The 26,164-nt window shown below is 56.1% G+C and carries 23 protein-coding genes; 8 read left to right on the top strand and 15 right to left on the bottom strand.

The annotated features are described in order from the left end of the window. Window positions 1-68: 68 nt before the first annotated feature. The 8 genes from sucD to sdhC all read right to left on the bottom strand — a co-directional run bounded on the left by sucD (window position 69) and on the right by sdhC (window position 9,713). Complete coding sequence (sucD, locus tag ACOTZF_RS05830; RefSeq protein WP_008501094.1) at window positions 69-938, bottom strand: succinate--CoA ligase subunit alpha; 870 nt, start codon at window positions 936-938, stop codon at window positions 69-71. Beyond that, window positions 938-2,104 (bottom strand): ADP-forming succinate--CoA ligase subunit beta, encoded by a 1,167-nt coding sequence (gene sucC, locus ACOTZF_RS05825; protein ID WP_006809579.1) that lies wholly within the window; start codon window positions 2,102-2,104, stop codon window positions 938-940. Before sucC ends, sucD begins: the two co-directional genes overlap by 1 nt. 95 nt (window positions 2,105-2,199) lie before the next feature. Then, the gene (gene odhB / locus ACOTZF_RS05820; RefSeq protein WP_013097540.1) at window positions 2,200-3,420 is read right to left on the bottom strand and encodes a 2-oxoglutarate dehydrogenase complex dihydrolipoyllysine-residue succinyltransferase; all 1,221 of its coding nucleotides are present in this window, start codon (window positions 3,418-3,420) and stop codon (window positions 2,200-2,202) included. 14 nt (window positions 3,421-3,434) lie between these two features. Beyond that, window positions 3,435-6,242, bottom strand: coding sequence for a 2-oxoglutarate dehydrogenase E1 component (gene sucA / locus ACOTZF_RS05815; protein WP_040020635.1), 2,808 nt, complete (start codon window positions 6,240-6,242; stop codon window positions 3,435-3,437). Between the two features lie 227 nt (window positions 6,243-6,469). After that, window positions 6,470-7,186, bottom strand: coding sequence for a succinate dehydrogenase iron-sulfur subunit SdhB (gene sdhB / locus ACOTZF_RS05810; protein WP_008501090.1), 717 nt, complete (start codon window positions 7,184-7,186; stop codon window positions 6,470-6,472). Between the two features lie 15 nt (window positions 7,187-7,201). Continuing rightward, the gene (sdhA, locus tag ACOTZF_RS05805; RefSeq protein ID WP_014831113.1) at window positions 7,202-8,968 is read right to left on the bottom strand and encodes a succinate dehydrogenase flavoprotein subunit; all 1,767 of its coding nucleotides are present in this window, start codon (window positions 8,966-8,968) and stop codon (window positions 7,202-7,204) included. After that, entirely contained in the window at window positions 8,968-9,315 is a 348-nt protein-coding gene (sdhD, locus tag ACOTZF_RS05800; protein WP_008501088.1) for a succinate dehydrogenase membrane anchor subunit, read from the bottom strand. Before sdhD ends, sdhA begins: the two co-directional genes overlap by 1 nt. Further along, window positions 9,309-9,713, bottom strand: coding sequence for a succinate dehydrogenase cytochrome b556 subunit (sdhC, locus tag ACOTZF_RS05795; RefSeq protein WP_044159455.1), 405 nt, complete (start codon window positions 9,711-9,713; stop codon window positions 9,309-9,311). Before sdhC ends, sdhD begins: the two co-directional genes overlap by 7 nt. A 639-nt stretch (window positions 9,714-10,352) precedes the next feature. Between sdhC and ACOTZF_RS05790 the strand changes: the two genes are divergently transcribed. Beyond that, the gene (locus ACOTZF_RS05790) at window positions 10,353-11,636 is read left to right on the top strand and encodes a citrate synthase (protein WP_013097545.1); all 1,284 of its coding nucleotides are present in this window, start codon (window positions 10,353-10,355) and stop codon (window positions 11,634-11,636) included. 99 nt (window positions 11,637-11,735) lie between these two features. On the opposite strand, the gene nei is transcribed toward ACOTZF_RS05790, so the two are convergent. From nei to ACOTZF_RS05755, 7 genes are all read right to left on the bottom strand, one after another. After that, window positions 11,736-12,527 (bottom strand): endonuclease VIII, encoded by a 792-nt coding sequence (gene nei, locus ACOTZF_RS05785; RefSeq protein WP_058682128.1) that lies wholly within the window; start codon window positions 12,525-12,527, stop codon window positions 11,736-11,738. Between the two features lie 19 nt (window positions 12,528-12,546). After that, window positions 12,547-13,284: a 5-oxoprolinase subunit PxpA gene (gene pxpA / locus ACOTZF_RS05780; protein ID WP_029883020.1), complete on the bottom strand. Its 738-nt coding sequence runs from the start codon at window positions 13,282-13,284 to the stop codon at window positions 12,547-12,549. Then, entirely contained in the window at window positions 13,271-14,203 is a 933-nt protein-coding gene (gene pxpC / locus ACOTZF_RS05775; protein ID WP_013097548.1) for a 5-oxoprolinase subunit PxpC, read from the bottom strand. The genes pxpA and pxpC overlap by 14 nt, the downstream gene beginning before the upstream one ends. Further along, window positions 14,197-14,853 (bottom strand): 5-oxoprolinase subunit PxpB, encoded by a 657-nt coding sequence (gene pxpB, locus ACOTZF_RS05770; RefSeq protein WP_029883019.1) that lies wholly within the window; start codon window positions 14,851-14,853, stop codon window positions 14,197-14,199. The genes pxpC and pxpB overlap by 7 nt, the downstream gene beginning before the upstream one ends. Window positions 14,854-14,867: 14 nt before the next feature. Beyond that, window positions 14,868-15,611, bottom strand: a complete 744-nt coding sequence (locus tag ACOTZF_RS05765) for a type 2 GTP cyclohydrolase I (RefSeq protein ID WP_023621132.1) — start codon at window positions 15,609-15,611, stop codon at window positions 14,868-14,870. Between the two features lie 10 nt (window positions 15,612-15,621). Further along, window positions 15,622-17,034: a deoxyribodipyrimidine photo-lyase gene (gene phrB, locus ACOTZF_RS05760; protein ID WP_129251515.1), complete on the bottom strand. Its 1,413-nt coding sequence runs from the start codon at window positions 17,032-17,034 to the stop codon at window positions 15,622-15,624. A gap of 236 nt (window positions 17,035-17,270) precedes the next feature. Then, window positions 17,271-17,477 carry a YbfA family protein gene (locus tag ACOTZF_RS05755; RefSeq protein WP_013097552.1) on the bottom strand — a complete coding sequence of 69 codons (207 nt, stop codon included), beginning with the start codon at window positions 17,475-17,477 and terminating at the stop codon, window positions 17,271-17,273. Window positions 17,478-17,786: 309 nt separating this feature from the next. On the opposite strand from ACOTZF_RS05755, the gene kdpF reads away from it, so the two are divergent. From kdpF to speFL, 7 genes are all read left to right on the top strand, one after another. Next, window positions 17,787-17,876: a K(+)-transporting ATPase subunit F gene (kdpF, locus tag ACOTZF_RS05750; RefSeq protein ID WP_014069365.1), complete on the top strand. Its 90-nt coding sequence runs from the start codon at window positions 17,787-17,789 to the stop codon at window positions 17,874-17,876. Continuing rightward, a complete protein-coding gene (kdpA, locus tag ACOTZF_RS05745; protein ID WP_129317929.1) occupies window positions 17,876-19,555 on the top strand; it encodes a potassium-transporting ATPase subunit KdpA in 1,680 nt (559 codons plus the stop codon). Before kdpF ends, kdpA begins: the two co-directional genes overlap by 1 nt. Window positions 19,556-19,572: 17 nt before the next feature. Further along, on the top strand, window positions 19,573-21,621 hold the full coding sequence (gene kdpB, locus ACOTZF_RS05740; RefSeq protein WP_129317928.1) for a potassium-transporting ATPase subunit KdpB: 2,049 nt from the start codon (window positions 19,573-19,575) through the stop codon (window positions 21,619-21,621). A 12-nt stretch (window positions 21,622-21,633) separates the two neighbouring features. After that, entirely contained in the window at window positions 21,634-22,209 is a 576-nt protein-coding gene (kdpC, locus tag ACOTZF_RS05735) for a potassium-transporting ATPase subunit KdpC (RefSeq protein WP_058661449.1), read from the top strand. Continuing rightward, complete coding sequence (gene kdpD, locus ACOTZF_RS05730; protein WP_129251518.1) at window positions 22,210-24,897, top strand: two-component system sensor histidine kinase KdpD; 2,688 nt, start codon at window positions 22,210-22,212, stop codon at window positions 24,895-24,897. Next, window positions 24,894-25,571, top strand: a complete 678-nt coding sequence (gene kdpE / locus ACOTZF_RS05725) for a two-component system response regulator KdpE (protein ID WP_013097557.1) — start codon at window positions 24,894-24,896, stop codon at window positions 25,569-25,571. Before kdpD ends, kdpE begins: the two co-directional genes overlap by 4 nt. A 279-nt stretch (window positions 25,572-25,850) precedes the next feature. Then, complete coding sequence (speFL, locus tag ACOTZF_RS05720) at window positions 25,851-25,955, top strand: leader peptide SpeFL (protein ID WP_003858645.1); 105 nt, start codon at window positions 25,851-25,853, stop codon at window positions 25,953-25,955. Window positions 25,956-26,164 lie beyond the last annotated feature (209 nt).

Genomic DNA, 26,164 nt, shown 5'->3' with positions numbered 1-26,164 from the left:
CAGCGGCCAACCATGTCGAAACGGACATTTTTTATTTCAACGCGCCCCTTTCAGGGCGCAGAGAGGACTTACTTAATGATGGATTTCAGTGCTTCGCCGATATCCGCCAGGCTGCGAACGGTCTTCACGCCTGCGGCTTCCAGCGCTGCGAATTTCTCATCAGCCGTACCTTTACCACCGGCGATAATCGCGCCTGCGTGACCCATACGCTTACCTTTCGGCGCGGTCACACCCGCGATGTAACCGACTACTGGCTTGGTTACGTGTTCTTTGATGTAAGCAGCCGCTTCTTCTTCCGCGCTACCACCGATCTCACCGATCATGACGATCGCTTCGGTCTGTGGATCTTCCTGGAACAGCTTCAGGATGTCGATGAAGTTAGAGCCAGGGATTGGGTCACCGCCGATGCCCACACAGGTGGACTGGCCGAAGCCGTAGTCGGTGGTCTGCTTAACCGCTTCATAGGTCAGCGTACCGGAACGGGAAACGATGCCCACTTTACCCGGCTTGTGAATGTGACCTGGCATGATGCCGATTTTGCATTCGCCTGGGGTGATCACGCCCGGGCAGTTCGGGCCGATCATGCGCACGCCCGCTTCGTCCAGCTTCACTTTCACGGTCAGCATATCCAGCGTCGGGATACCTTCAGTGATGGTGATGATCAGTTTGATGCCAGCGTCGATCGCTTCCAGAATGGAGTCTTTGCAGAACGGTGCCGGAACGTAGATAACGGTCGCGGTTGCGCCCGTCGCTTCTACGGCTTCACGCACGGTGTTGAACACCGGCAGGCCCAGGTGCGTGGTGCCACCTTTACCTGGTGTTACGCCGCCAACCATCTGCGTACCGTAGGCAATCGCCTGCTCGGAGTGGAAAGTCCCCTGGCTACCGGTGAAGCCCTGGCAGATAACCTTGGTATCTTTATTGATTAAAACTGACATTATTTCCCCTCCACTGCGGCAACAACCTGCTGAGCTGCATCCGTCAGACTTTTCGCTGCAATAATATTCAGGCCGCTGTCAGCCAGTTTTTTCGCGCCGAGTTCAGCGTTGTTACCTTCAAGACGCACAACAACCGGAACGTTAACGCCCACTTCTTCTACCGCGCCGATGATGCCGTCTGCGATCAGGTCGCAACGTACGATACCGCCGAAGATGTTCACCAGAACGGCTTTCACGTTGTCGTCAGAGAGAATGATTTTGAACGCTTCGGTTACGCGCTCTTTGGTTGCGCCACCGCCTACGTCGAGGAAGTTCGCTGGCTCGCCGCCGTGCAGCTTAACGATGTCCATGGTGCCCATCGCCAGGCCCGCACCGTTAACCATGCAGCCGATGTTGCCATCCAGCGCCACGTAGTTCAGTTCCCACTGAGCAGCCTGTGCTTCACGCGGGTCTTCCTGAGACTGGTCACGCATTTCGCGCAGATCCGGCTGGCGGAACAGGGCATTGCCGTCAGCACCCAGTTTGCCATCGAGGCAGATCAGATCGCCCTGAGTGGTGATCACCAGCGGGTTGATCTCGATCAGCGCCAGATCGCGCTCCAGGAAGATGGTCGCCAGACCCATGAAGATCTTGGTGAACTGCTGAACCAGCTTGCCTTCCAGACCCAGTTTGAACGCCAGCTCACGGCCCTGGTAAGGCATTGGACCTGCCAGTGGATCGATAGCCACTTTATGGATCAGGTGTGGCGTCTCTTCTGCCACTTTTTCGATTTCCACGCCGCCTTCGGTAGACGCCATGAACACCACGCGACGCGAGCTACGGTCTACCACCGCGCCCAGATACAGCTCTTTCGCGATGTCGGTTGCCGCTTCAACCAGGATCTGGTTGACTGGCTGGCCATTCGCATCTGTCTGGTAAGTGACCAGACGCTTGCCGAGCCAATGTTCAGCAAATGCACGAATTTCTTCTTTGCTCTTAACAACCTTCACACCGCCCGCTTTACCACGGCCACCAGCGTGAACCTGACATTTAACTACCCACGGGCCGGAACCGATTTTAGATGCGGCTTCTTCTGCTTCACGCGGGGTAGTACAGGCATAACCCACCGGAGCCGGTAAGCCATACCGGGCAAACAGCTGTTTGGCCTGATATTCATGTAAGTTCATGTGTTCTATCCATCCTTCAGGGTAATCGTTATCTTCAAACCAGCAGGCCGGTGCAAGGCGTATCCGGCCTACAGGGCAGGTGATGCTAAAAGGGACTAGACGTCCAGCAGCAGACGCGTTGGATCTTCCAGCAGCTCTTTAATCGCTACCAGGAAGCCCACGGACTCGCGGCCGTCGATCAGACGGTGATCGTAAGAGAGCGCCAGATACATCATTGGCAGGATCTCCACTTTACCGTCTACCGCCATCGGACGATCTTTAATGGCGTGCATACCCAGGATCGCGCTCTGCGGCGGGTTGATGATCGGGGTAGACATCAGCGAGCCAAATACGCCGCCGTTGGTAATGGTGAAGTTACCGCCGGTCAGGTCGTCTACGGTCAGCTTGCCGTCGCGGCCTTTCACGGCCAGCTCTTTAATATTTTTCTCGATGTCGGCCATACCCAGGGTATCCACATCACGCAGAACCGGAGTCACCAGACCACGTGGCGTAGACACCGCCATGCTGACGTCGAAATAGTTGTGGTAAACCACGTCATCACCATCGATGGACGCGTTCACTTCCGGGTAGCGTTTCAGCGCTTCAACAACCGCTTTCACGTAGAAGGACATAAAGCCCAGACGGATACCGTGACGTTTTTCAAACGCGTCACCGTACTGCTTACGCAGGTCCATGATTGGCTTCATGTTCACTTCGTTGAAGGTGGTCAGCATCGCGGTGGAGTTTTTCGCTTCCAGCAGACGCTCTGCCACACGCTTACGCAGGCGAGTCATTGGCACGCGTTTTTCACTGCGCGCACCCAGAGCAGGCTGTGCTGCTGGTGCTGCCACAGGGGCTTTCGCTTCTGCCTGAGCAGGCGCTTTCGCCAGGTGTTTGTCGATGTCTTCACGGGTCAGACGACCGCCTACACCGGTACCTTTGATGGCTGCCGGGTCAAGGCTGTGTTCAGCCAGCAGGCGACGGATCGCCGGGCTGAGCGCGTCGTTGGTCTGTTCTTCCAGAGAAGCCTGCTGGCGCTGAGCCGGCGTAGAGGCTTTCTCTTCAGACTTCGCGCTGGACTCTTTGCCCGCGCTGTTGCCTTCACGCAGGCGACCCAGGATCTGGCGAGAGGTTACGGTGGTGCCTTCGTCTTCCAGCACCGCGTCCAGAACGCCATCCGCCGAAGCCGGTACTTCCAGTACCACTTTGTCAGTTTCGATTTCTACCAGCACTTCATCGCGCTTAACGGCATCGCCTGGTTTTTTATGCCAGGTAGCGACGGTCGCATCTGCTACAGATTCAGGCAGGTCGGGAACAAGAATATCTACGCTACTCATTATGTATCCTTTAATTAATCGACGTTCAGCGCGTCATTGACCAGATCTTGTTGCTGCTTCTGGTGAACGGACATATACCCTACCGCCGGAGAGGCGGAGGCCGGGCGACCTGCATAACGCAGGGCAGACCCAAATGGAATCACTTCACGGAAATGATGCTGGCTGCAGTACCATGCGCCCTGGTTGAGCGGCTCTTCCTGGCACCAGACAAAATCATGCACGTGAGCGTACGGTTTCAGCGCTTCCTGCACCGCCTGGTGCGGGAATGGATAAAGCTGTTCGATACGCACGATGGCGACATCTTTCTGATCGTTCTTACGGCGCTGTTCCAGCAGGTCGTAATAAACCTTACCAGAACACATCACCACACGCTTTACAGCCTGCGGATCCAGTTCATCAATCTCACCGATGGCAGGCAGGAAGGTGCCATTCGCCAGTTCATCCAGGCTGGACACCGCCAGTGGGTGACGCAGCAGGGATTTTGGTGACATGACCACCAGCGGACGGCGCATACCGCGCAGCGCCTGACGACGCAGCATGTGGTAAACCTGAGCCGGGGTGGACGGTACGCAAACCTGCATGTTCTGCTCAGCGCAGAGCTGCAGATAACGTTCCAGGCGCGCGGAGGAGTGCTCAGGACCCTGGCCTTCATAACCATGTGGCAGGAGCATCACCAGGCCACACATACGGCCCCATTTCTGTTCGCCAGAAGAGATGAACTGGTCGATAACCACCTGAGCACCGTTGGCGAAGTCACCGAACTGCGCTTCCCAGATGGTCAGCGTACGCGGCTCTGCGGTAGCGTAACCGTATTCGAAGGCCAGCACCGCTTCTTCAGAGAGCACGGAGTCCCAGACCTTGAACTGGCCCTGACCGTTATGCACGTGCTGCAGCGGGGTGTAGGTTGAACCGTTAGACTGGTTGTGAACTACCGCGTGGCGGTGGAAGAAGGTGCCACGGCCCGCATCTTCACCGGACAGACGAACAGGAATACCTTCGTCAACCAGCGTCGCGTAAGCCAGCGTTTCTGCACCGCCCCAGTCGAACAGCTTCTCACCTGCCGCCATAGACTGACGATCAGCATAAATTTTTGCCACGCGAGACTGCATCTCGATGGCGTCTGGCACGGTGCTGATGCGTTTAGCCAGCTCCTGCAGGCGCTTCATCTCGACCTTGTTCGGGTAACTCTCATCCCACTCGTGGTTGAGGTACGGCGACCAGGTAAAGGAGTGCATGTTCATCGGACGCAGCTCTTTCACCACGCACTCACCCGCATCCAGCGCGTCGCGGTAGAGGTTGACCATTTCGGTCGCATCTTCCAGCGTCGCCACTTTTTCGCTTTCCAGCTTGTCAGCGTAGATTTTGCGCGGCGTCGGGTGTTTTTTGATTTTCTGGTACATCAACGGCTGGGTTGCACTTGGCTCGTCGGCTTCGTTGTGGCCGTGACGGCGGTAGCAGAACAGGTCGATGAACACATCGCGTTTGAAGGTGTTACGGAAGTCCAGCGCCAGACGGGTCACGAAGGCGACCGCTTCCGGGTCATCCGCGTTCACGTGGAAGATTGGCGCCTGTACCATCTTGCCGATGTCGGTGCAGTAAGGGGTTGAACGCGCATCCAGTGGGTTAGACGTTGTGAAGCCCACCTGGTTGTTGATGACGATACGAACGGTACCGCCCACTTCATAACCACGCGCTTTGGACATGTTCAGGGTTTCCTGAACCACGCCCTGCCCTGTGACCGCCGCATCACCGTGAATGGTGATTGGCAGCACTTTGTTGCTGCTTGGCTCGTCCAGACGATCCAGACGCGCACGCACGGAACCGATAACTACCGGGCTGACGATCTCCAGGTGCGACGGGTTAAACGCCAGCGCCAGGTGAACCAGACCGCCTTCGGTTTCGATATCAGACGAGAAGCCCATGTGGTACTTCACGTCACCGGTGCCGAGATGTTCTTTATGTTTGCCCGCGAATTCGTCGAACAGGTCCTGCGGTTTTTTACCCAGCACGTTAACCAGCACGTTCAGACGACCACGGTGCGCCATGCCCAGTACCACTTCACGGGTACCGCTCTTGCCTGCATGACGAATCAACTCTTTCAGCATTGGCACTAACGCATCGCCGCCTTCCAGCGAGAAGCGTTTTGCGCCCGGGAATTTTGCGCCCAGATAGCGCTCAAGACCTTCAGCTGCCGTGAGTTCGTTAAGGAAGCGTTTTTTCTCTTCAGAAGAGAACGTCGCGTGGCCCGCCACGGACTCAATGCGCTGCTGGATCCAGCGTTTCTCTTCAGTAGAGGTGATATGCATGTATTCCGCGCCGATGGAGCCGCAGTAGGTTTGCTTGAGGGCGTCGATCAGATCGCCCAGCTTCATCGTGTCTTTACCGATGGCAAAAGAACCTACGTTAAAGCTTTCCTGGAAATCGGCCTCGGTCAGATCGTGATACGCCGGATCGAGATCCGCCACACGGTCTTGTTTCCACAGTCCCAGCGGATCGAGATTCGCATGCTGGTGACCGCGGAAGCGATAAGCGTTAATAAGCTGCAGGACTTTAACCTGCTTCGCGTTGGTGTCAGGGTCGGAAATCGCAGAAGAGTAACGTGAGGCATCCTTCGCCAGACGACGGAAATAATCACGTGTTTTGGAATGGAATTGATCCGGTTTGACTCCCGTGCCAGGCAACTGCTGGAACATGGAACGCCAGTTTGCGTCCACTGAGTCAGGATCGGTTAAGAAGTCTTCATAGAGCTGTTCTATCCAGCTCTGGTTGGCACCAGAGAGGTAAGAAGAGTCCAGCCAGGCTTTCATTGCGCCGTTCTGCATCGTGATCCCTTAAGCATTTTTATGCTTACTTTCGCCGTAGAAACTACCACGCACACCGCGTGTACGTGCCGGGGTTCACCTGCGAGCTCTTTTCATTTGGCCCGCGAAGGAACCTTTAGAAACTGTCTAGACTTCAGGGCAGTTTTTAAAGGTTTCTGCAATCTATCCCCTCTCCCTTTGGGAGAGGGTTAGGGTGAGGGGGAACAGCGCCCCCTCTCACTACTTACTTACGCACTGCGCTGCAGCAGCATCGACTTAATATGGCCGATGGCGCGCGTCGGGTTCAGCCCCTTCGGACACACACTGACGCAGTTCATGATGCTATGGCAGCGGAATACGCTGAAAGCGTCACTTAAACCTTCCAGACGACTATCGGTTTCGGTGTCGCGGCTATCGATCAGGAAGCGATAGGCAGCCAGCAGACCGGCCGGGCCGATGAACTTGTCCGGGTTCCACCAGAACGACGGGCACGACGTTGAACAACATGCACAGAGAATACACTCATACAAGCCGTCGAGTTTTTCACGCTGCTCAGGAGACTGTAAATGCTCACGAGCGGGTGGATTTTGCCCATTATTCAATAAGTAAGGTTTAATCTTCTCATATTGTGCATAGAATTGCCCCATGTCTACCACCAAATCACGCACGACCGGCAGGCCTGGCAGAGGACGGATAACAATTTTCTGGCCCGGGCGTTGCAACGCGGAAATTGGCGTGATGCAGGCCAGACCATTTTTGCCGTTCATGTTGACGCCGTCAGAGCCACACACCCCTTCACGGCAGGAGCGACGGAACGACAGTGTCGGATCTTTTTCTTTCAGCTGGATTAACGCATCCAGCAGCATCATGTCACGACCTTCTTCCGCTTCCAGCGTGTAATCCTGCATGCGCGGAGCGTCATCTACATCCGGGTTATAACGATAAACTGAGAATTCGAGTTTCATTGTCCTGTCTCCGCATTAGTAAGTACGAATCTTCGGCGGGAACGCCGGACGCAGTTTCGGTTCCATGTTCACCTGACGGCGCGTCATGGTTTCCGACTCTGGCAGATACAGGGAATGGCACAGCCAGTTTTCATCGTCACGATCCGGGAAGTCGAAGCGGCTATGCGCGCCACGGCTTTCGGTACGGAAGTTGGCCGACATCGCGGTTGCGAACGCGGTTTCCATCAGGTTATCCAGCTCCAGACACTCAACGCGCTGGGTGTTGAACTCGCTGGAAGTATCATCCAGACGGGCGTTTTTCAGGCGCTCGCGGATCGCTTTCAGTTGCTCAAGACCTTTCGCCATCGCGTCACCTTCACGGAATACCGAGAAGTTGTGCTGCATACATTCCTGCAGCGCTTTGCGGATTTCCACCGGATCTTCACCGTTACGGTTACCGTTCCAGCGGTTCAGACGCTCAAGCGATGCATCAATTTCGTCGTCAGTGGCGTCACGCAGCGCGCCCTGTTCGGCAATGGATTCCTGCAGGTGCAGACCCACCGCACGACCAAACACCACCAGGTCCAGCAGGGAGTTCCCCCCCAGACGGTTGGCACCGTGTACGGACACACAGGCAATTTCGCCTACCGCGAACAGGCCTGGAATGACCACATCTTCGCCCTGCTCGTTTACGGTCAATGCCTGGCCGGTCACTTTGGTCGGAATACCGCCCATCATGTAGTGGCAGGTAGGGATAACCGGAATCGGCTCTTTCACCGGGTCGACGTGGGCGAAGGTACGGGACAGCTCCAGAATACCCGGCAGACGGGATTCCAATACCTCTTTACCCAGGTGGTCGAGTTTCAGCTTGGCGTGTGGACCCCATGGGCCATCACAGCCGCGACCTTCACGGATTTCGATCATGATGGAACGCGCCACCACGTCACGACCCGCCAGGTCTTTCGCATTCGGGGCATAACGTTCCATGAAACGTTCGCCGTGTTTGTTCAGCAGGTAACCGCCTTCACCACGGCAGCCTTCTGTCACCAGAACACCCGCACCGGCGATACCGGTTGGGTGGAACTGCCACATCTCCATATCCTGCACCGGCACGCCAGCGCGGATAGCCATCCCAACGCCGTCACCGGTATTGATGTGGGCGTTAGTGGTGGACTGGTAAATACGCCCTGCACCGCCGGTCGCCAGCACGGTTGCGCGCGCTTTGAAGTAGACCACTTCACCAGTTTCAATGCACAGCGCGGTACAACCAACAATCGCGCCATCGGCGTTTTTCACCAGATCCAGCGCATACCACTCGGAGAAGATAGTAGTGTGGTTTTTCAGGTTCTGCTGATACAGAGTATGCAGTAGCGCGTGACCGGTACGGTCAGCCGCTGCCGCGGTACGTGCCGCCTGCTCGCCGCCGAAGTTTTTCGACTGGCCGCCAAACGGACGTTGATAGATGGTGCCATTTTCCAGACGGGAGAACGGCAGACCCATATGATCCAGCTCCAGAATCGCTTCCGGGCCAGTCTTACACATATATTCGATGGCATCCTGGTCGCCGATGTAGTCGGACCCTTTTACCGTGTCGTACATGTGCCATTCCCAGTTATCTTCATGGGAGTTACCCAGCGCAACGGTAATACCGCCCTGCGCAGATACCGTGTGGGAACGGGTCGGGAATACTTTAGAGAGCAGCGCACAGGTCTGGCCGCTCTGGGAAATTTGCAGCGCGGCGCGCATACCTGCGCCACCCGCACCAATCACAACAGCATCAAATTCTCTGACTGGCAGTTTCATTACACACCCCACACCACAACGAATCCATAAATAACGTAAACCACCAGTGCAACGACAATGGCCAGTTGCAGAGGAAGGCGAATCGCCAGCGGTTTAACGTAATCGGTCAACACCTGCCACATGCCAATCCAGGCATGAATAAGAATGGAGAACAGCGCCAGCAGGGTGAACACTTTGGTGAAGGCAGATCCGAAGAACCCACTCCAGATTTCCCACGTCAGCGTGCCGCTGGTCGCGAAGAAACCGATCATATAGATGATGTAGAGGGTGAGAACGATGGCGGTAGCACGGACCAGAATGAAGTCATGTACGCCGTTGCGTCCTAATGCGGAGGCGTTGCTTACCATACGAGAACTCCTGCGAGAAGTGAAAGCACGACTGTAATCACAAATGAAATGTTAGCGGAACGTTTCCCGGCTTCGAAAGTCTCTTCCAGGTAACCAAAGTCCATCAGCATATGGCGAATACCCACCACAACGTGGTACGCCAGCGCAGTCAGAATGCCCCACATGATGAATTTCACGAAGAAGCTGTTCATGATGGCAGAGGCCTGGAGGAATCCTTCAGGAGAAGAGAGGCTGGTGCCCAGTAACCACAGCAGAATGCCTACCGCCACAAACGTAATCACACCCGATACACGGTGCAGAATGGACGCTATTGCTGTTACGGGGAACCGGATCGTTTTGAGATCCAGATTGACAGGTCTTTGTTTTTTCACATTTCTTATCATGAATAACGCCCACATGCTGTTCTTATTGTTTCCTTCCTCCGGACTGCGATGCGGGTCAGACAGCGTTCCTTTTCTATAACTGCGCGTCATGCAAAACATTGCTTCCAAATGCTAAAACGACACGTTACAACGCTGGGTGGCTCGGGATTGCAGGGTGTTCCGGAGACCTGGCGGCAGTATAGGCCGTTCACAAAATCATTACAATTAACCTACATACAGTTTGTCGGGTTTTCTCTGGAACAGTGATCAGGGTCACGATAACAACATCTTTTTAATTTTTAATCATCTGATTTGACAAATGTTAAACAATATTGTTACAAACGTCATCAGAAAAGGCATATAATGCGCAAAAGTTATGAGGTCTCTCTTTCACCTGACAAATAGTTATGTAACAGTGTGATGGTATTGACCGAAGTTATCAGGACAGTTATTAGTGATATACAGGTTTGAAAAATTCGGACTGCAAAAACGCTGATTTGCTGTTGTTTCACTGATATTTCATTCGTTTACCTGCAAGGCGCCATAGCTCTGTACCCTGGTTTGTCCTCGTGAGCTGAGCGGTAAGCCAAATAACAATCTGGTAACGGTGATTAACAGCTGAAAGCAAATCCGGTAAAGCGCAGTCTTAAGCATAAGGCGCTAAGGAGACCGTAAATGGCTGATACAAAGGCAAAACTCACTCTCAACGGTGGTGATGCTATTGAACTGGATGTGCTAAAAGGCACGCTCGGTCAGGATGTTATTGATATCCGTACGCTGGGTTCCAAAGGAGTGTTCACCTTTGACCCTGGATTTACCTCTACCGCATCTTGCGAATCCAAAATCACCTACATTGACGGTGACGAAGGTATCCTGCTCCATCGCGGCTTCCCCATCGATCAGTTAGCCACCGAATCCAACTATCTGGAAGTGTGCTACATCCTGCTGAACGGCGAAAAGCCGACGCAGGCTCAGTATGATGAATTCAAAACCACCGTCACCCGTCACACCATGATCCATGAGCAGATTACCCGTCTGTTCCATGCGTTCCGTCGTGACTCTCACCCGATGGCGGTGATGTGCGGGATTACCGGTGCGCTGGCGGCGTTCTACCACGACTCCCTTGACGTGAATAACCCACGCCACCGCGATATCGCCGCGTTCCGCCTGCTGTCCAAAATGCCAACCATGGCAGCGATGTGTTACAAATACTCCATCGGTCAGCCGTTCGTGTACCCACGTAACGACCTCTCCTATGCCGGTAACTTCCTGCGCATGATGTTCTCCACGCCGTGCGAAGAGTACGAAGTGAACCCCGTGCTGGAACGCGCGATGGACCGTATTCTGATCCTGCACGCTGACCATGAACAGAACGCCTCTACCTCCACCGTCCGTACCGCAGGCTCTTCAGGTGCGAACCCGTTCGCCTGTATCGCTGCGGGCATCGCCTCCCTGTGGGGACCGGCGCACGGCGGCGCGAACGAAGCTGCACTGAAGATGCTGGAAGAGATCAGCACCGTTGAGCACATTCCTGAATTCGTGCGCCGCGCGAAAGACAAGAATGACTCCTTCCGTCTGATGGGCTTCGGTCACCGTGTGTACAAAAACTACGACCCACGTGCAACCGTGATGCGTGAAACCTGCCACGAAGTGCTGAAAGAGCTGGGCACCAAAGACGATCTGCTGGAAGTGGCGATGGAGCTGGAACACATCGCGCTGAACGACCCGTACTTCATCGAGAAGAAACTCTACCCGAACGTAGACTTCTACTCTGGCATTATTCTGAAAGCGATGGGCATTCCGTCTTCCATGTTCACCGTGATCTTCGCCATGGCGCGTACCGTGGGCTGGATTGCGCACTGGAACGAAATGCACAGCGAAGGCATGAAAATCGCCCGTCCTCGTCAGCTGTATACCGGCTACGAGCAGCGTGATTTTAAGTCTGATCTTAAGCGCTAAAAGACGTGGGTGCGGCCTGATGCCCTCACCCCGGCCCTCTCCCACCGGGAGAGGGTGAAAACATTAAAAACGGTAACCTGAGGGTTACCGTTTTACTTTTTACCTCTGGCACCCGGGACACCAGTAAAACGGTCGTGAAGAGAGCGTTGTCTTCTCAATCACCCCACCGCACCGCTCGCACCTCTTCCCCGCCCGATGAAACACCTTAAAGCGGAATAGCGCCCCGTGATGCTTGTTGTCATCTACCACGCCGCGGGTGTTGTACGATAGCCGCGGAATATCCAGCAGCGCGTGAGAGAGCACTTCCAGCTGATCATCCCTCAACTGCGACGCTTTGTGCTGCGGTGCCAGCCCGACCTCCCAGAGAATTTCGACGCGAAGGTAATTGCCTAATCCGGCCAGGAACGCCTGATCGAGCAGTAGCCCGGAAAATTGCCGGTTGCGGAATTTAGGGGATAACAGGCGGGCTTTGACATCGTTCGCCGTCAGACGCATATCCAGCACGTCCGGCCCGACCCGCTGTAAGAACGGGTGCGTAAGCAGTTGCTCCGGCGTTAACATTTCGATATCAGACGCGCTATACAGCAAAATCGCTTTATCCGCGGTTTGCAGCCTGACGCGCAGCACACGGGTGGTTTGCGGCTGCTCGTTGGCGTTAACCACCCGCCAGACGCCATAAAGCTGGTTGTGGCTGTATAACGTCAGGTTATGAGAAAAATGCGTGAGTAACGCCTTTCCCCGCGTTTCGATGTGGGTCACCGTTTGTCCCACCAGCGGTGCTTCAAACGGCTTCAGTTGAGGAAAAGCAAACCAGACGTCCGTCAGGGGTTTGCCTTTTATCGCCGCCTCGAGGCTATCCGCAGCGCGGCGGATCTCCGGGCCTTCTGGCATCTCTTTATCCTTATGATTTTCAGGCGCTGACGAGGATCCCCTGCTCTGCAAACGCCGCCCGTAAGCGGCGGGCAAACTGCAGCGCGTGCTCGCCATCACCGTGTAAGCATACTGTGTCAGCCTGAACGCTGGCAGTATTACCTTCAACCGTTGTTACTGTTCCCTCGCGCACCATCTGAAGGGTCTGCGCCAGCGCCAGAGACTCATCGGTGATCAGCGCGTTGGGCCGGGAACGGGGAACCAGGGTTCCGTCGGGCTGATAGCCTCGGTCGGCAAACACTTCCTGGCGGGTGGTTAACCCCAGACGCTGACCGGCGCGAATCAGCTCGCTCCCCGCCAGGCCAACCAGGATCAGTTGTGGGTTGCAATCGAACACCGCCCGGGCGATGGCCTCAGCCAGCGCGGGGTCGTTCGCCGCCTGATTATAGAGCATGCCGTGCGGCTTCACGTGGCGCAGCGCGCCCTGCTGCGAACGCACAATCGCCTCGAGCGCGCCAATCTGGTAAAGCGTCTGGGCGTAGACCGTCTCGGGCGGGAGATCCATCGCCGTGCGACCAAAATTCTCCCGGTCAGGGAAGCTCGGATGCGCCCCTATCGCTACGCCGTTTTTGATGGCATTGCGCACGCTAGCCAGCATCGTTTGGGCATCACCCGCGTGAAAACCGCAGGCGATATTCACCGAGGTGACCAGGGTCATCAGTTCAGCGTCGGCGCTGCCGCCCTCGCCCAGATCGGCGTTTAAATCAATCTTTACCATCAAGCCTCCACGCCAGTTGTTCCAGATAACGCTGCTGGTCCTGCCGCGCCTTCAGCGCCTCCTCCAGGGAGCATTGCACGAAGTGAATCGGCTGTCCGAGCGGGATTTGCGCCAGATGGTAGCGATCGGCCTCAATAATGCAGGCGATGCGCGGGTAACCGCCCGTGGTCTGTGCATCGTTCATCAACACAATCGGTTGACCGTTACCCGGTACCTGAATGACGCCGGGCAACAGACCGTGTGAAAGCAGTTCGCGGTCCGTCGTACGGGTCAGCGGCTGCCCCTGAAGACGATACCCCATGCGGTTACTCTGCGGGCTAATCTTCCACGGCGAGCGCCAGAAAGACTCCTGAGACACCTCATCAAATTCTTGATACTCCGGCCCCGGCAGGGCGCGGATCTGGTTTCCCCACAGGAGCTGTTTTACACCCTGCGCGGTTGAAAAGTGCCGCGTTGACGGTTTTATCGCCAGACGATCGCCATCGCGCAACAAACGTCCTTCGTGGCCGCCAATTCCGGCTTTCTGATCGGTACTGGATGAGCCCAGCACCTCCGGCACGTCAATCCCACCGGCAACGGCAAGGTAACTGCGAACCCCATGCTGAGGACGCTTAAGCGTTAAACGCTGTCCGGCTTTTGCCCGCAGCCGCCAGCCGGTCCAGACCGCTTTGCCATCAAGCGTGGCATCGCACCCGGCGCCGGTTAACGCAAACCAGGTCTCCTGACTAAATTCAATGACACACTGCCCCAGCGTAATTTCGAGCGCAGCCGTATTGCCGGGATTGCCCACCAGCACATTGGCAATCTCCAGTGCTGGCCTGTCCAGCGCGCCACAGTAGCTCACGCCAGACTGGCGCATGCCAAAGCGACCCGCATCCTGAACAGAGGTGTAAAGCCCGGCGCGAATAAGCGTTAACATACCCCCTCCTTCTGCGGAATAAAGCGAAGGGTGTCGCCAGGACGCAGGAGGACCGGCGAGTCCAGGCCCGGTTCAAATAACGGCATCGACGTGTGTCCGATAAGCTGCCAGCCCCCCGGCGACGCCAGCGGATAAATGCCCGTCTGTTCGCCGCCAATCGCGACGGTACCCGCCGGCACGCTCAGGCGCGGCTCAGCGCGACGTGGCGTATGCAGTGCCGAAGGGAGTCCGCCCAGATACGGGAAGCCCGGCTGGAATCCCAAAAACCAGACCACATAATCAACAGAGGCGTGCAGCTCAACGACCTGTTTTTCGGTTAGCCCACTGTGTTCAGCCACCACGCCAAGATCGGGTCCCCCTGTGCCCCCATACACCACCGGGATCTCAATCGTGCGGGATTCCGGCTCCAGCGCTTCGCTCTCCTCCCACCAGCGCTGTAAACGTTCAATGGCATCCAGTGCCAGCATATGCGGATTACGCAGCACCACGGTGATGTTATTCATCCCCGGGATCGCTTCAACCACCTCCGGCACATCCACCAGACGCTGCGTTAACCGCCAGATACGCTTTTGGGTAGCAAGGGTGACGGGCGGCTCCAGCTCCAGCACCACCGCCGTTTCCCCCAGAAGATAACAACGCGCTCGCTGCACTCAGGTACCTCTCATCAGGCCGGGTTAGGGATATCAATAAAGGTGACATCCAGATCGGTATTTTCGGTCAGCCATTCGCTCAGGGCGCGAATGCCGCCGCGCTCGGTGGCGTGGTGACCTGCCGCGTAAAAATGCAGCCCCTGTTCACGGGCTGAATGGATGGTCTGCTCGGAGACTTCCCCGGTAATAAAGGCATCAACACCAAAACGCGCGGCGCTATCGATAAAGCCCTGACCGCCACCGGTGCACCAGGCGACACGCTTCACCGTATCCGGGCCGGTATCGCCGCTCCACAGTGGACGGCGGCCCAGACGAGCTTCAATCCAGGAGGCCAGCTCAAGACCCGGTACCGGCATCGACAGCTCGCCCCACGGTACCAGCGGCTCAATTTCACCCATTACGGTGATCCCTAACAGCTGCGCGAGCTGGACGTTGTTGCCAAGCTCGGGATGAGCGTCCAGCGGCAGGTGATAGCCATAGAGGTTGATATCATTTGCCAGCAACGTTTTCAGACGGTTGCGCTTCATGCCGCGAACGATCGGTGATTCATTCTTCCAGAAATAGCCGTGATGGACGATGACCGCATCGGCCTCCTGACGCACGGCTTCATCCAGCAACGCCTGACTGGCGGTCACACCGGTGATAATTTTTTGCACCGTGTCGCGCCCTTCAACCTGTAACCCGTTCGGGCCGTAGTCGCTGAAGGCACTGCTGTTCAGTTTTTCGTTGATCAGACTTTCCAGTTCGGTATTTTTCATCATGACTCTCTTACGCTTTGCGGGCCGCTTCGTACGCCGCCAGCGTGGCGACGCGCGCCTGTTTATGTTCAACAATCGGACGAGGATAATTGAGCGTTACGCCCTGTTTGTCCGCCCATGCCCACGGGTCGTGGATCGCCTTAGCGGGAACCGCTTTCAGCGCAGGCAACCAGTGGCGGATAAACGTCCCGTCCGCATCAAATTTTTGTCCCTGCGTGGTGGGATTAAAAATCCGGAAGTAAGGTGCCGCATCGGTTCCGGTCGAGGCCGCCCATTGCCAGCCGCCGTTATTCGCCGCGAGATCGCCATCGATCAGCTGAGAAATAAAATACCGCTCCCCGACACGCCAGTCGATAAGCAGATCTTTCACCAGGAAGCTGGCGGTAATCATCCGCAGGCGGTTGTGCATCCATCCGGTTTCATTCAGCTGGCGCATCGCGGCGTCCACAATCGGGTAGCCGGTTTCACCTTTTTGCCAGGCCTGCAGCAGCATCTCGTTTTGCTGCCACTGCACATTTTCGGTCCAGCGAATGAAAGGACGATGTTTACATAATTCAGGGTGATACGTCATCAGATGACGGTAGAATTCGCGCCAGATAAGCTCGTTAAGCCATACCGAGCCAGCGCCCCCCTCCAGCGCCTGGGGCTGCTCTGCCAGAAGACGGTGTAAACACTGGCGCGGAGAAAGCACGCCCAGCGCTAAACAGGCCGACAACCGGCTGGTACCTTCAATGGCGGGGAAATCCCGGCGTGCCTCGTAAGCGGCCGCCCCCGTTTTGCAGAACTGGCGCAGCTGCGCGATTGCCGCTTTTTCATCAGCCGGGAATAAAGAGTGGTCATACGCCTGTTGCGGATAGTCAAACGTCAGTTCAGGCAGGTCGTTTACACACTCCCCTCGCGCAGATGGCGCGGCAACACACTCCGGCAACGCCTCTTTCAGCCGTTTGATAAATGCATTTTTAAACGGCGTAAAGACCTTATACATCTCGCGATTGCCGGTCATCACACTGCCCGGCGCCAGCATGACACTGTCATCAAATCCCTGACACTCTACATCCCCGAGGATGCGCTCAAGCTCGCGATCGCGCTGCTGTTCATTGAATTCGTACTGGTAGTTGTAAAAAAGATGCGTAACGTCGTTCTGCTGACACACCTCCTGTACCGCGCTGAGCTGAGCGGTAAAATCGCTGACCTCTTTGTAAATCAACGGAATGCCTTTTTCCGCCAGCGAACGTTGCAGGGCATTCAGATGCGAACAGAGATAAGCGGCTTGTCGGGGGGCCATATCATGCTGCTGCCACTGTCCGGGAGTAGCGATAAACAGTGCCAGCACGCGGGCGTGTTCAGAGCGACAGGCCGCCGCCAGGGCGATGTTGTCATGCAGGCGCAGATCCGCGCGAAACCAAACCAGATGGGTGGGCATAAAACTCCAGGCAATTGTCCATTATGTCCGTAAGGGCATGCCGTAAAACGAAAAAGGCACGCATTGAACTACTTTGCCATGAAGTGTAGACAGGATGAAATAAGGTAGTGGCTGTTGATGACTCAGAATAAGAAGATATGCCTGAAAACCACCCAACGAACCGCGAATCCGGAGGGACAAAAAAAACCGCCACATTGCTGTAGGCGGTTTGTTTATTGCTGTGTGTAGTCTTTTTATTAGTAGAAATCACAGGTCGCTTTTTCGGCCTGATCCATCCATACCGGCTTCTCGCTGGTTTTTGCCCAGACGCGGTGCAGATAGCTGTAAAAACGTGCGCGATCTTTCCAGAACAACATCACCGGCAGGGCCAGCACGCCAGCCACTACGGCGAAAGCGCGACGCATGAACACGATATGAGCCGGATACTCTTTATAAAGATCCATATTTTTCTCCCCTGTAGTTGGCCGGAAACTGACTCCGGAAAATTCAAAAACTGTGACCTGGCTAAAATAATATCGCTTTGTTTGTAATTTTACTACTCATCCGACCACTTATTTTTATCCGTTTAGCCAAAATTTACATTCACACCGTAATTAAGTTACAAAAAAGTTAACGATTTACTTATCAATAGTTAAATTATGGGCTTTGCCATTTTTATACTTTTTTTACACCCCTCGTCCTGATTTTTGCGAAATCTTTGCGCCATAAATCCTACTGTTAGCACAAATACAAATGTCACCCGGAGGTGGATTGTGAGTGCAGGCCTTATTGCCGGCATCGTGCTGGTATTCCTGTTATTGGGTTATCTGGTTTATGCCCTGATTAATGCGGAGGCATTCTGATGGCTGCTCAGGCGTTTTTGCTTATTGCCAGTTTTTTAGGGGTGTTGTTCCTGCTAGCAAGACCGCTGGGAACAGTGCTGGCAAGGATGATTAACAACGTGGCGCTGCCAGTGGCAGGTCGCGTTGAAAAAGGGATCTGGCGCGTTCTGGGCATTCGGGAGGGGGAAATGAACTGGCGCCAGTATCTGATGGCGATCCTGCTGCTGAATATTGTCGGCCTTGTCGCCCTTTTCGCCATGCTGATGCTGCAGGGGAGCTTACCGCTCAATCCACAGCAGTTGCCGGGTCTGTCCTGGCATCTGGCGCTGAACACGGCAGTCAGCTTTGTCACTAACACCAACTGGCAGTCCTATGCCGGGGAAACCACGCTGAGCTACTTTAGCCAGATGGCCGGGTTAACCGTGCAAAACTTCCTCTCTGCTGCCACCGGCATTGCGGTGATCTTCGCGCTCACGCGTGCCTTTGCACGTCAAAATATCAGCACGCTGGGCAACGCATGGGTCGATCTGACACGCATCACGCTGTGGATACTGCTCCCTGCTGCCCTCATTATCGCGCTGTTCTTTATTCAGCAAGGTACCCTGCAAAACCTGCTGCCCTACGCGCCGTATACCTCTCTGGAAGGGGCAAAACAGCTTTTGCCTATGGGGCCGGTGGCCTCGCAGGAAGCCATTAAGATGCTCGGGACTAACGGCGGTGGCTTCTTCAACGCCAACTCGTCGCATCCGTTTGAAAACCCAACAGCGCTGACCAACTTTGTCGAAATGCTGGCGATCTTCCTGATCCCCTCCGCGCTCTGTTTTGCCTTTGGCGATGTGGTCAACGACCGCCGTCAGGGACGCACCCTTCTGTGGACCATGTCTCTGATCTTCGTGGTCTGCGTCGCGCTGGTGATGTGGGCGGAATGGAAAGGTAATCCGCATTTCCTGACGCTGGGCGCTGACAGCGCGATCAACATGGAAGGGAAAGAGAGTCGCTTTGGCATCCTGTCCAGCAGTTTGTTTGCCGTGGTCACCACCGCAGCCTCGTGCGGGGCGGTTAACGCCATGCATGACTCCTTTACGGCGTTGGGTGGCATGATCCCAATGTGGCTGATGCAGATTGGCGAAGTGGTGTTTGGCGGCGTGGGCTCTGGTCTTTACGGCATGCTGCTGTTTGTGCTGCTGGCGGTGTTTATTGCCGGTCTGATGATTGGCCGTACCCCGGAATACCTGGGCAAAAAAATCGACGTCCGGGAAATGAAATTAACCGCGCTGGCCATTCTGGTCACGCCTGCCCTCGTGCTGCTCGGCACCGCGCTGGCACTGATGACCGAAGCCGGGCGCAGCGGCATCTTTAACCCGGGTATCCATGGCTTTAGTGAAGTGCTCTACGCCGTCTCGTCTGCGGCGAACAACAACGGCAGCGCCTTTGCAGGCTTAAGCGCCAATTCGCCTTTCTGGAACTGTCTGCTGGCTTTCTGCATGTTTGTCGGCCGCTTCGGCGTGATTGTGCCGGTGATGGCCATCGCCGGATCGCTGGTGAATAAAAAAATCCAACCGACCACCACCGGTACATTACCGACACACGGTGCGCTGTTTATTGGCCTGCTGATCGGCACCGTGTTGCTGGTAGGCGCCCTGACCTTTATCCCCGCCCTCGCGTTAGGCCCGGTCGCGGAAACCCTCTCTTTACGCTGATTTTGCGGAGAATTGTCATGAGTCGTAAACAACTGGCCCTGTTCGAACCGTCGTTAGTTCGTCAGGCCCTCATGGATGCGGTGAAAAAGCTGAGCCCGCGCGTACAGTGGCACAACCCGGTGATGTTTATCGTCTGGGCAGGCAGCGTGCTGACTACCGTCCTGGCGATTGCCATGGGAACGGGTCACCTCCCGGGCAATGCGATGTTCACCGCAGCCATCAGCCTGTGGCTGTGGTTTACCGTGCTGTTTGCCAACTTTGCCGAGGCGCTGGCGGAAGGCCGCAGTAAAGCGCAGGCCAACAGCCTGAAAGGGGTAAAAAAGACCGCCTTCGCACGTAAATTACGTGAGCCAAAATACGGCGCGCAGATGGACCACGTGCCGGCAGATGAGCTGCGTAAAGGCGATGTGGTGCTGGTGGAAGCCGGTGACATCATCCCCTGTGATGGCGAAGTCATTGAAGGGGGCGCCTCGGTAGACGAGAGCGCCATTACCGGGGAATCCGCGCCGGTCATTCGTGAATCTGGCGGTGACTTCGCCTCGGTCACGGGCGGGACGCGTATTCTCTCCGACTGGCTGGTGATCCAGTGCAGCGTCAACCCGGGTGAAACCTTCCTCGACCGGATGATCGCCATGGTAGAAGGCGCGCAGCGTCGTAAAACACCCAACGAAATTGCCCTCACCATTCTGCTGGTGGCGCTGACCATCGTCTTCCTGTTGGCTACCGCCACGCTGTGGCCCTTCTCCAGCTATGCGGGCACCGCGGTCAGCATCACCGTGCTGGTGGCGCTGCTGGTCTGCCTGATCCCAACCACCATCGGCGGCCTGCTCTCCGCTATTGGCGTGGCGGGTATGAGCCGCATGCTGGGCGCGAACGTTATCGCCACCAGCGGACGCGCCGTAGAGGCCGCCGGTGACGTGGATGTGCTGCTGCTGGATAAAACCGGGACCATCACCCTCGGCAACCGCCAGGCCTCCGAGTTTTTACCTGCCCCGGGCGTGGATGAAAAAACGCTGGCCGATGCCGCCCAGCTCTCGTCTCTTGCCGATGAAACGCCGGAAGGCCGCAGCATCGTTATTCTGGCGAAACAGCGCTTTAATCTGCGCCAGCGTGATGTGCAGAGCCTGCACGCCACTTTTGTCCCCTTCACGGCACAAACCCGAATGAGCGGTATCAACATTCAGGAGCGCATGATCCGTAAAGGTTCCGTTGATGCCATTCGTCGCCACATTGAAGCCAACAACGGCCATTTTCCACCGGAAGTGGACAATCTGGTTGAGAGCGTTGCCCGCCAGGGGGCCACACCGCTGGTCGTAGCCGAAGGGGCGAATGTGCTGGGGGTGATTGCGCTGAAGGACATCGTCAAAGGCGGCATTAAAGAGCGTTTCGCCCAGTTGCGTAAAATGGGGATCAAAACGGTGATGATCACCGGGGATAACCGGTTGACTGCCGCCGCGATTGCCGCAGAGGCGGGCGTGGATGATTTCCTCTCGGAAGCCACACCGGAAGCCAAACTGGCGTTGATCCGTCAGTACCAGGCGGAAGGTTGTCTGGTCGCGATGACCGGTGACGGCACCAACGACGCCCCTGCCCTCGCACAGGCCGACGTGGCGGTGGCGATGAACTCCGGTACCCAGGCAGCAAAAGAGGCGGGCAACATGGTCGACCTTGACTCTAACCCGACCAAGCTGATTGAAGTGGTGCATATCGGTAAACAGATGCTGATGACGCGCGGGTCATTGACCACGTTCAGTATCGCCAATGACGTGGCGAAGTATTTCGCCATTATTCCCGCAGCGTTCGCGGCCACCTATCCGCAGCTAAACGCGCTGAACGTGATGCATCTGCACTCCCCGTCTTCGGCCATTCTCAGCGCGGTGATTTTCAACGCCCTGATTATTGTCTTCCTGATCCCGCTGGCGCTGAAAGGGGTGAGCTATAAACCGCTGACGGCTGCTGCCATGCTGCGCCGTAACCTGTGGATTTACGGGCTGGGCGGGCTGCTGGTGCCCTTTATCGGGATTAAAGCTATCGACCTGCTGTTAACGCTGTTCGGGCTGGTTTAAAAGGTGAATCAAATGACGATGTTACGTCCCGCTATACTTCTGTTTATTCTGCTGTCTCTCATTACCGGTGGGCTTTACCCGCTGCTGACCACCGCGCTGGGCCAGTGGTGGTTCAAGGATCAGGCCAATGGCTCGCTGATCATACAGCAGGGTGAAAACCGCGGCTCCCGCCTGATTGGTCAAAACTTTACGGATGCCCGGTACTTTCAGGGACGCCCTTCCGCTACCGCCGATAGCCCGTATAATCCGATGGCATCCGGCGGGAGCAACCTGGCGGGCAGTAATCCTGAACTGGACAAAGCCATCGCTGAGCGTGTGGCGGTCCTGCGCAGTGCCAACCCGCAGGCCAGCCGGGAGATTCCAGTGGAACTGGTGACTGCCTCCGCCAGTGGGCTGGACTACAGCCTGACGCCTGAAGCGGTGGCCTGGCAGATACCGCGCGTCTCCGCTGCCCGTCATCTGAGCGTCGAGCAGGTCAGTCAGCTGGTGGCAACGCACACGCAAAAGCCGCTGGTCAGTTTCATTGGCATGCCGGTAGTGAATATTGTTGAGCTGAATCTGGCGCTGGACGCGCTAAGGAATAACTAAATGACCGACGAGCCCTTGCGCCCGGATCCTGACAGGCTGCTGGAACAGACAGCTGAAGCCCATCGCGGCAAGCTGAAAATTTTCTTCGGTGCCTGCGCGGGCGTCGGGAAAACCTTCGCCATGCTGACAGAAGCTCAGCGGCTTCGGGCTCAGGGGCTCGATATTCTGATCGGCGTGGTGGAAACCCACGGCCGTAAAGAGACCGCGGCGTTGTTAAAGGGGCTGGCCACGCAGCCTCCTCGCCGTATCAGCCATCGTGGCAGGCTGGTGACGGAGTTTGATCTCGACGCCGCCCTCGCCCGCCGCCCCGCCCTTATTCTGATGGACGAACTGGCGCACAGCAATGCGCCAGGCTCGCGTCACCCCAAACGCTGGCAGGACGTAGAAGAGCTACTTGAAGCCGGGATTGACGTCTTCACCACGGTGAATGTTCAGCATCTTGAAAGCCTGAACGACGTGGTCAGCGGCGTGACCGGCATTCAGGTGCGCGAAACGGTGCCGGATCCGTTCTTTGACTCCGCTGATGAAGTGGTGCTGGTGGATCTGCCGCCAGACGATCTGCGCCAGCGCCTGCATGAAGGGAAAGTCTATATTGCAGGCCAGGCCGAACGCGCCATCGAACACTTCTTTCGTAAAGGCAACCTGATCGCCCTGCGCGAACTGGCCCTGCGCCGCACCGCCGATCGCGTGGATGACCAGATGCGTGCCTGGCGCGACCTGCAAGGACAGGAACGCGTCTGGCATACGCGGGATGCCATCCTGCTGTGCATTGGTCACGGTAGCGGCAATGAGAAGCTTGTTCGTACCGCCGCCCGGCTGGCTGCGAAATTTGGCAGCGTCTGGCATGCGGTGTATGTCGAAACGCCGCAGCTTCACGCCCTGCCAGAAAACCAGCGTCGCGCGATCCTGAGTTCGCTGCGCCTGGCCCAGGAGCTGGGGGCGGAAACCGCGACCCTCTCCGATCCGCAGGAAGATAAGGCTATTCTGCGCTACGCACGTGAGCACAACCTGGGCAAAATTGTCATTGGTCGTCGCCAGCACCGGCGCTGGTTTAGCCGCGAATCGTTTGCCGACAAGCTGGCCCGGCGTGCGCCCGACCTGGATCTGGTGGTCGTGGCGCTGGACGACAAACCCACGCCGTTACCCAACCGCGCGCCAGACAGCCGCACGTTCACCGATAAATGGCGCATCCAGCTTCGCGGTTGCCTTATCGCCGTCGTGCTTTGCGCCCTGATTACCTTTATTGCCAGCCAGTGGCTGATTGCGTTTGATGCCGCCAACCTGGTGATGATCTACCTGCTCGGCGTGGTGGTGGTGGCGCTCTTTTACGGGCGATGGCCGTCAGTCCTGGCAACGGTGATTAACGTCATCAGCTTCGATCTCTTCTTTATCGACCCGCGCGGAACGCTTGCCGTCTCGGATGTACAGTACGTCCTCACGTTTGCCGTCATGCTCACCGTCGGGCTGGTGATCGGGAATCTGACGGCAGGCGTTCGCTATCAGGCGCGTATCGCCCGCTATCGCGAACAGCGCACCCGACATTTATACGAGATGTCTAAATCGCTGGCTGTAGGCCGCACGCCGCTGGATATCGTCCAGACCAGCGAGCAGTTTATCCGCTCGACATTTAACGCCAGCAACCTGATTTTACTCCCGGATGAGCACGGTAAGCTGCGCCCGCTGACGTCGGCCACGGGCATGACGCCGTGGGATGAGGCCATTGCACGCTGGAGCTTCGATAAAGGGTTACCGGCAGGCGCAGGGACAGACACCCTCCCCGGCGTGCCGTATCAGATCCTGCCGCTGCGCAGTGCGGATAAAAATCAGGGGCTGGTCATCGTCGAGCCTTCTAATCTGCGCCAGCTGATGATCCCCGAGCAGCAGAGGCTGCTCGAGACCTTTACGTTGCTGGTTGCCAGCGCCCTGGAGCGGCTGGCGCTGACGGCCAGCGAAGAACAGGCCCGGCTGGCAAGCGAGCGCGAAAGCATTCGCAACTCGCTGCTGGCAGCGCTCTCACACGATCTTCGCACGCCTCTCACCGTGCTGTTTGGCCAGTCGGAAATTCTGACCCTGGATCTGGCGGCGGAAGGTTCAAAACACGCCCTGCAGGCCAGCGAGATCCGCCAGCACGTGCTGAACACCACGCGGCTGGTGAATAACCTGCTCGATATGGCGCGGATACAGTCTGGTGGGTTCAACCTCAAAAAAGAGTGGCTCACGCTTGAGGAAGTGGTAGGAAGCGCGCTGAAAATGCTGGAGCCCGGTCTCGGCGGACGGCATATCGCCCTGAACATGCCCGATCCCCTGACATTAATTCACGTTGATGGCCCGCTGTTTGAGCGGGTGTTAATTAATCTGCTGGAAAATGCGGGTAAATATGCCGGAGCACACGCGCAAATTGGGGTGAATGCTTCGGTGGAAGATCACACCCTGCGGCTCGATGTCTGGGACACCGGACCCGGTATTCCTTCCGGGCAGGAAAAAGCGATATTCGAAAAATTCTCACGGGGCAATAAAGAGTCTGCCATTCCGGGGGTTGGGCTGGGTCTGGCGATCTGCCAGGCCATTATTGACGTCCATGGCGGCACCATTTCGGCGGAGAACCGCCCGGAAGGAGGTGCACGTTTTTGTGTTACACTTCCTCTGGACACCCCGCCAGAACTTGATGAATTACCAGAGGATTTGTGATCAACGTCCTGATTGTAGAAGATGAACTCGCCATTAGCCGGTTTCTGCGCGCTGCGCTGGAAGGTGACGGTCTGCGCGTTCATGATGCCGGTACGCTCCAGCGCGGGTTGATTGAAGCCGCTACCCGCAAGCCGGACCTGGTGATCCTCGATCTCGGTTTGCCGGATGGCGACGGTATCGATTTTATTCGCGAGGTGCGCCAGTGGAGCCAGATGCCCATTCTGGTGCTCTCCGCACGCACCGAAGAGTCAGATAAAATCGCCGCGCTGGATGCCGGGGCGGACGACTATCTTATTAAACCTTTTGGGATTGGTGAGTTACAGGCTCGCCTTCGTGTGGCGCTGCGTCGCCACGGTGCCGCCACGCCTGCCGACCCAACGTATACTTTCGGTGATGTGCACGTTGATCTCGCTTCGCGACGTATTGTGCGCGGTGAAGAGGAGATCCATCTCACGCCGATAGAGTTCCGCCTGCTTGCGGTTTTGCTCAACAACCACGGTAAGGTGCTGACCCAACGTCAGCTGCTGGCTCAGGTGTGGGGACCCAACGCCGTGGAACATAGTCACTATTTACGCATATATATGGGCCACCTGCGCCAGAAACTTGAAACCGACCCCGCACGTCCTCGCCATTTATTAACTGAAACCGGTATCGGTTATCGGTTTATGCTTTGAATAACTATTCAATTTTATTTCCAATAAAAACAAACCCACCCACATAATTCCGTTTAAATAAGCCATAAGCGATAATTTTGGCTTATTTTTGCTCATCCAAAACACAAACAACACAATCCGTTAACGCATCATCAACAAACCAGTGTTTTGATCTGCGATATTCATCTAAAACGAATAATTATTTCTAATTTGATCGGTTAAGGGTGATCTGATTCACAGTTAATCGCTTTTTCCTGGATAAAATGACCATGCTTTCAATTACTGAAAGGAAAATGAAACATGGAAAACAATAATCGCTTGATGCCCCATATAAGGCGGACAACACATATCATGATGTTTGCCCACCGAAACTGCTTTGACTTCCATCTCTTTAATGCCCGGTAGTCCTTCGACTTCTGGCGCACCCGCTTGCAGGTTAACCTGAAAAAACTCTATTTTACAGGCCGTTGCCTGTGAAGGCGTGCGTTCATTCAATTTAATTCAGACTTATCCGCAGCCGGGCGGACTGAATATCATTCATTAAAAAGCAACTTACTGATTTTTTATCAGCGGCCACACTTTGCTTTTTTTCCGGACATTATCGATTTCTTTCT

This window comes from Enterobacter cloacae complex sp. SHL021 (assembly GCF_049237765.1).
Classification (GTDB): domain Bacteria; phylum Pseudomonadota; class Gammaproteobacteria; order Enterobacterales; family Enterobacteriaceae; genus Enterobacter; species Enterobacter cloacae.
This window is presented reverse-complemented; position numbering and strand designations above follow the sequence as displayed.

Coding starts and splice junctions, on each gene's coding strand:
- sdhC (WP_044159455.1), bottom strand. CDS start 9,713: ATGTGGGCGTTATTCATGATAAGAAATGTGAAAAAACAAAGACCTGTC.
- pxpA (WP_029883020.1), bottom strand. CDS start 13,284: ATGGTAAAGATTGATTTAAACGCCGATCTGGGCGAGGGCGGCAGCGCC.
- kdpC (WP_058661449.1), top strand. CDS start 21,634: ATGACGATGTTACGTCCCGCTATACTTCTGTTTATTCTGCTGTCTCTC.
- sdhB (WP_008501090.1), bottom strand. CDS start 7,186: ATGAAACTCGAATTCTCAGTTTATCGTTATAACCCGGATGTAGATGAC.
- sdhD (WP_008501088.1), bottom strand. CDS start 9,315: ATGGTAAGCAACGCCTCCGCATTAGGACGCAACGGCGTACATGACTTC.
- sucD (WP_008501094.1), bottom strand. CDS start 938: ATGTCAGTTTTAATCAATAAAGATACCAAGGTTATCTGCCAGGGCTTC.
- kdpB (WP_129317928.1), top strand. CDS start 19,573: ATGAGTCGTAAACAACTGGCCCTGTTCGAACCGTCGTTAGTTCGTCAG.
- ACOTZF_RS05765 (WP_023621132.1), bottom strand. CDS start 15,611: ATGAAAAATACCGAACTGGAAAGTCTGATCAACGAAAAACTGAACAGC.
- ACOTZF_RS05755 (WP_013097552.1), bottom strand. CDS start 17,477: ATGGATCTTTATAAAGAGTATCCGGCTCATATCGTGTTCATGCGTCGC.
- nei (WP_058682128.1), bottom strand. CDS start 12,527: ATGCCAGAAGGCCCGGAGATCCGCCGCGCTGCGGATAGCCTCGAGGCG.
- speFL (WP_003858645.1), top strand. CDS start 25,851: ATGGAAAACAATAATCGCTTGATGCCCCATATAAGGCGGACAACACAT.
- kdpD (WP_129251518.1), top strand. CDS start 22,210: ATGACCGACGAGCCCTTGCGCCCGGATCCTGACAGGCTGCTGGAACAG.
- kdpA (WP_129317929.1), top strand. CDS start 17,876: ATGGCTGCTCAGGCGTTTTTGCTTATTGCCAGTTTTTTAGGGGTGTTG.
- ACOTZF_RS05790 (WP_013097545.1), top strand. CDS start 10,353: ATGGCTGATACAAAGGCAAAACTCACTCTCAACGGTGGTGATGCTATT.
- sucC (WP_006809579.1), bottom strand. CDS start 2,104: ATGAACTTACATGAATATCAGGCCAAACAGCTGTTTGCCCGGTATGGC.
- sdhA (WP_014831113.1), bottom strand. CDS start 8,968: ATGAAACTGCCAGTCAGAGAATTTGATGCTGTTGTGATTGGTGCGGGT.
- odhB (WP_013097540.1), bottom strand. CDS start 3,420: ATGAGTAGCGTAGATATTCTTGTTCCCGACCTGCCTGAATCTGTAGCA.
- phrB (WP_129251515.1), bottom strand. CDS start 17,034: ATGCCCACCCATCTGGTTTGGTTTCGCGCGGATCTGCGCCTGCATGAC.
- sucA (WP_040020635.1), bottom strand. CDS start 6,242: ATGCAGAACGGCGCAATGAAAGCCTGGCTGGACTCTTCTTACCTCTCT.
- pxpC (WP_013097548.1), bottom strand. CDS start 14,203: ATGTTAACGCTTATTCGCGCCGGGCTTTACACCTCTGTTCAGGATGCG.